General features: G+C 40.6%; 4 protein-coding genes. All 4 read right to left on the reverse strand.

The features are described 5' to 3' along the window. Window positions 1–2,078: DUF5689 domain-containing protein (locus ACOVO2_RS03590; RefSeq protein ID WP_421768654.1), on the reverse strand; the 2,078-nt coding region annotated here is incomplete at its 3' end. Window positions 2,079–2,318: 240 nt separating this feature from the next. Then, entirely contained in the window at window positions 2,319–4,679 is a 2,361-nt protein-coding gene (locus ACOVO2_RS03595; protein ID WP_421768655.1) for a glycosyl hydrolase family 28 protein, read from the reverse strand. Between the two features lie 17 nt (window positions 4,680–4,696). Continuing rightward, entirely contained in the window at window positions 4,697–5,770 is a 1,074-nt protein-coding gene (locus tag ACOVO2_RS03600; protein WP_421768656.1) for a pectinesterase family protein, read from the reverse strand. A gap of 37 nt (window positions 5,771–5,807) precedes the next feature. Then, a partial coding sequence (locus ACOVO2_RS03605) for a pectate lyase (RefSeq protein WP_421768663.1) occupies window positions 5,808–5,978 on the reverse strand: 171 nt, incomplete at its 5' end.

The raw sequence follows: 5,978 nt of genomic DNA on the forward strand, positions 1-5,978 counted from the left end.
GCCCAAAAACGAGTTTTATCGGCATCAGGAAACGAGTTTAATACCGCAGGAACGCTTGCGGCATCTAACGCGTCATCAAGAGTTTCAAAAATATGTTTGGTTGTAACATTGCTAAACAAGGCGGTTTTATAAAGAAAACAGACTCTTTGTCCAGTTGCATTATCGTTATTAGACAGGCGAGAGCTACAAATACCCGAATACGCAAAACCTTCGTTGTTTAATTCAGTAACTAAGGTATTAAATGCCGTAAGATTGGCAATTTCATTTACATTAAATATATCTGCATTGATGGTCTTGATTACGGTTTTGGCATTTTGTAGTTGTAGTGCCTCATCGGTTGGGCCAAAGCCGCTGCCAGTTGCACCAAACCATTCGATATTCCAACAAGCCACATCAAGTGTTGATTCACTGTCGAAGTCGGCATCAGTGCTGCCTGGAGCTGGGTCACCAGTTCTTACAATATCAGTCGTTAAACGAGCCAATAATTGTGCAGAAGTATTGAATCTTCCTGCAATTCCAATCACATAGCCTGTTCCTGCCACAACCGATGTGCCTACCAATGGATTTGTATAGCCAGCAGTATTGGTTTGTTGCGTGATTCTCACCTGTACTGGTGTAAAAGTATAGTTAGTCTGAGCCGCAAAAGTAGCCGAAGGAATGTTTACATCATTGATGCGTACTAATTGCCCTTCGTTATCTAAAATTTGAGTTGAGGTAATAACTTTTGGCTCTGGAATAAAAGAAGTAGCTGCTACTTTGTTGATTTGCGTGACGTTTACTTGAAGAAGTTGATTAAATGCTGCCAACGTTCCTGTAACTTGTACTGAATCACCAATAACCAAGCTATTTTCCTGCACCATGTTTCCAGTAGATTTAAAAACCGATATACCACCCGTAATATCTTGAATAAAAATCTGTAAACCACCGAATTGCTGAGCAACCGTAACTCTACCTGCGATGTTTACGGTTGTGCCTTGAGCAAGTGTACGAGCCGTACCGATGGGCGTAAAACTACCAATCGGTGCATTAACTGTACCTGTTACAGCCACATTTGCTGCCGAAGAGGCTCCACCACCAGTGTTTGTTACAAAAGTGCTTACTCCTCCATAACTTCCAGTGGTAAGACCTGCTTTCAGACGAACAAAAATAGGAGTAGTAGCCAAAGCTCCGCCTGTGTATGGCACCAATAAATTATCGGTAAATGTACCATTAGCTGTTGTAGAAACTTCAAAGTTAGCAGGTGCTGTAACCGTAATATTATCGCTGCCTGGCGTTAAATTTATACCTGAAAGATTGTAGCTTATAGCAGCCGAAGGACCGCTACTTTCGGTATAATTTAAACCAGAAATGCTTGTAGGTGTTGCCGAAAGTGATGGGTTTGTAGAAACAGTTGAAGAAATAACGATATTGTCAATTCCTAAACCTTGAGAATTGGTTGAGCCCCCCGAACCAGTATATCTCCATCTTAAGTAGTAGGTAGTGCCATTAGCGATAGATAGACCAGTCAGTGAAATAGTTTTCGATATACTTGTTGAAGGATTTAAAACTGCATTCGCAGCGTCAGCAGCATAACTCTGATTTCCATCAGTTGCGGCTGTACTTACACTTGTGGCTGTTGAGCCATGAAAAAAAGTCCAATCAAATGCTCTTGAACCTGTACGGTATTTTTCGTAGTCAAAAGTGATATTCAAGGTTGATAAAACATTTCCTGTATTGTTGGTAAATGCAAAGAAAATATCACGAGGACTTGTGAAACCTCCAGATGTTAGAAAACCTACGGCTCTATCAGTAGTAGTTGCCGTAACGCCAGCCGCAAAATTATATGCTCCGCCTGTAGAAGTACCAGTCAACGCACCTGCACCAGAAGTTCCTCCAGCTTGAGTTGTAGCGACTGTATTCGCAGCGGCCGTAAAATCGGCAGTGTTTGCTCCTAACTTAAATCCAGTTGGTAAGGCTGCCGTTGCAGTGTTACCAATAGCATCAAAATTTTGTGAGTAGGGGAAATTATTAATTGAAATTTGCCCAAAGATTAACAAAGGAGCAATGATAAGTAAAAGAAGAGATAAAAGTTTTTTCATTTGAGAATGGGATTCTTGGGAGTTCGTTGATAACTTGAAGTTTACAAAATTAATCTTAATATTGGGCTACACAAATATTTGAGTATTAACCTTTTGTAAATTCTATTTGTTTTTTTCATTCCTTCCAAGAAACTCATTTCAATACAAGAAAATCTTTTAATAATTTTAAATCAAGCTTTAAAAACAAAAGGCCTTAGAAACCTAAGACCTTTGTTTGATTAAAGAAAGTAGTAATTAATTTTATTTTTTGCTCACAACCTTACTCTTCACGCCAACGCCCAATTCAATGTCTTTCTTGGCTTTTTTCGTATCGGTGTTTAGCAATTTAACGCCATCAGATTTATCGCCCATTACCTTCAACAACACATCTTTACCAGCACCGTATTGGATATTATTCAGCACAACATTTTTGCTGTTTTGTACTTGCATAACTGTTTTATCGTTGGTCAAAAGCGTAACGTTTTTCAAAGAAATATTTTCAGCTTCTACGCATACCAAGCCTTTGTTCGACTCAATCATGGCGTTTTCGATATTGATGTTTTTGATAGACATTTCGGGTAAACCTCTTATCAAAATAGCCGTTTCGGCACCTTTACACACGATATTTTTGATATAAAAATCCTTGAATTGTGGAGTGCCTTCATTCAGTGGTTCAAGTTTTATGACAGGCAATTCGTTTTCCCCGCCATCAGCACGAACAGGGTCTTTTGTGGCATAATACATATCGAAAAGTATTGCTTCGCCTGGAATTTCGGTCATGTTGATGTTATTCACATAAATATTATCAACGACTCCGCCACGGCCACGGGCAGTTTTGAAGCGTAAGCCCACATCCGAACCCATGAAAGTACAGTCCGAAATGTACATATTGCGTACACCGCCCGACATTTCTGAGCCAATCACAAAACCACCGTGTGCATGATAAACGATGCAATCTTTGATGATAAAGTTTTCGGTTGGCACGCCACGTTTACGTCCTTGTTCGTCACGACCCGATTTTATCGTAATTCCATCATCGCCCGTATCGAAAGTACAGCCTTCTAAAATGCCATTTCGGCAAGATTCCAAATCAATGGCATCGCTGTTTTGAGCATACCAATAATTTTTCACCGTTACGTTTTTCACCGAAATATGTTCGCAGAGTAGGGGGTGCATAGTCCAAGCAGGTGAGTTTTGGAAAGTTACACCCTCAACAATAATATTTTTACAGCGTGTCAAGCTCAACATATTCGGACGAAGAAAATCTTTGTACGAAGCCAATTCTTCGGGCGTTGGTTTTACGCCATTCAAGATTCTACCTGCATTCGGAATCATGTTTCCTTTCAACGACTTTTCTGATGGATACCAGTTATTTTGTTTTTCGTCTGTCACACCACCTGATTTTAGCAAATTTGCCCATTGCCCAGCCGTTTGTTTTTCTCGTTTGATTGCACGCCATACATCGCCACCGCCATCAAGTACGCCTTCGCCCGTAATAGCAATATTCTCTAAATCAACGCCCCAAATAGGTGCTTGACAGCGGTAAGAATCTTGCCCTTCCCAAGTAGTCAGCACGATTGGGTAATCATCATAATTTTTACTGAATTGAAGCAACGCTCCTTTTTCGAGATGAAGATTTACGTTGCTTTTCAACACAATCGGGCCCGTTACCCAAAGTCCTTTTGGTACGAAAACCGTTCCGCCACCAGCAGCATTACAAAGCTCAATGGCTTGATTGATAGCTTTTGTATTGACAGTCAGACCATCGGCTTTTGCTCCGTATCGTGCAATATTGAAAGTATCTTTTCTGAAAACTGGTCGATAGGTTATCGGTAATTCGTAGGCGTATTTATCATTAAATTCGGTCTTTTTTAAGAAATTTCTTAATGGATTTCCCGTACTTACGAGGCCATCGGCTACCAAATTTGCCATTAATCTTGCTCCGTAGGCTGTAAAATGCGTATTATCTTCGATTCCTTTCGGGAATTTTGGATAAATGCCAGCCGCAACATTCATAAAAATCTTTTTCGAGCCTTCAACGCCATGTTGCTCAATCACTTTTTGGCTCGAAGCGTGCATATCAATCAACGCAATGTTGTATTGTTTGGCAACTTCACGAACAACCACAGGATATTCGCCGTGCTGGTCAACAAATTTTCCGCTCTCATCAAATTTTCTACGCATCACAGGCGTAAGAATCACAGGCGTAGCTCCTTTGGCTTGCGTTTCTTCGATGTAGCGAATCAGGTTTTTGCGGTAATCGGTCTGTGCCGCTGCGTAGCGAGTTGTGTCCGATTCTTTTTGGTCGTTATGCCCGAATTGAATAAAAACGTAGTCGCCTTTATGCAGTTGGTCCTGTACTTTTTTCCAAAGACCTTGATTGCGGAAACTTCTTGTGCTACGACCATTGACAGCGTGGTTTTGAATCTCTACTGCATTCGTAAATAACTCTGGCAATACTTGTCCCCAGCCAGTTTCGGGTGCGTCATAAGGATTTTTATTGGCACAAGTTGAGTCACCAATCAAGAAAATACGAGGCTTTTCTTCGGTCGGACTAAAAGCCGAATTTGCCCAAAACAAGGCAGTAAATAGCAATAAACGGTATAGGTTTTTATTTTTCATGCGTAAAATCAGATATATTATTTATTTACAGGATTCCATTTTCCATCAAAAGTCCAATCAACTGTAATCGTTTTTGGTTCGATTTTTAGGTTATTCCCATACCACGCAAAATCGTTTCCTTTGCGGTGGCAGTTGTAATAATAGACACGTTTTCCCCATTTGAGTTGCGTGGTTGATGATTGGTAAATTTCGGCATCGGCCATGTTTTCATCAAACTTGCAATCAATCAAATAAAACTGTGCTTCACGGTGAAAACGCCCCAATTTATAGCCTTTGTCGCCTTCAAAAGTGCAATTTTTCAGCACCGTCTTCGATGATTCGTAATTAGAACCATCGTGCCAAATGGCGGCATTCATGTTGTGGCAAACAAATTTACAGTTTTCGGCATAAGCCCAACCTCTGGGGCAGTAGAGGTCAACGTGGCCTTCCATCGTGCAATTTTTGAAATAATACAAGCCACCTTCAACGTCCCACGGACTAACGGTATCGCCACCACCTGCTCTGAATGTGCAGTTGATAAAACTCAAGCGAGTTGCTCCAGGAAACGAACGAAACGCAAACTGATGTCCATCTTTTCTGACGATTTTTTTACCAGCTTTTTCACCTTCTTCTCTCGGTAAGGTGCTTTGACTATTGCCAGCTTCGTTGGTGCAAACGATGGTGGTATCTTCCTTTGCATTGAAGCCGTAATCATTGATTACTGAAAGCTTCTCGAAAACCAAATCATGGCCTTTTACGTTGATAGTAGCAGCACCGAAATCGTCTTTGTTTTCACAACGCCAAACATCACGTGGGAGCGTAGCGAGAATAATTACCCCATCTTCCGACTCACCTTGTAGCTTCAAAAATGACTTAGTAATCAGTAATTTTTCACGATAAACACCATTTTTTATAAAAATTGTACGTTGTTTGGTCGAAACCGTATCAAGGCTATTGATTGCTTCTTGAATAGTTTTGTACTTGCCTGTGCCATCTTGTGCAACGGTTATTTTTTGAGCAAAGAGGGCATTGCTCATTAATAAAATGGCAAAAATGAGACTTTTTTTGTAGAACAAGTTTCTAACTTGTTTCTTATATACGTTTTTTTTCATAGAACGATTTTTGTTATGCACAAGTTGGAAACTTGTGTTACTTTCCCCATTTTGCTACCCACGCAGGATAGTCAGTTGAAAGGAATTTAGCTGGCCAAGTGCCATAATAGGCATAGCCAATGCGACGCTCGTTTTCGATTTCGGCTAATGTTGGTTTAGCGATACTATCACGGCCTACGAAAAAGGGTTTATTGGTTTGGAGGTCGTA

Source organism: Emticicia sp. (assembly GCF_049241225.1).
In the GTDB taxonomy this organism is placed as follows: domain Bacteria; phylum Bacteroidota; class Bacteroidia; order Cytophagales; family Spirosomataceae; genus Emticicia.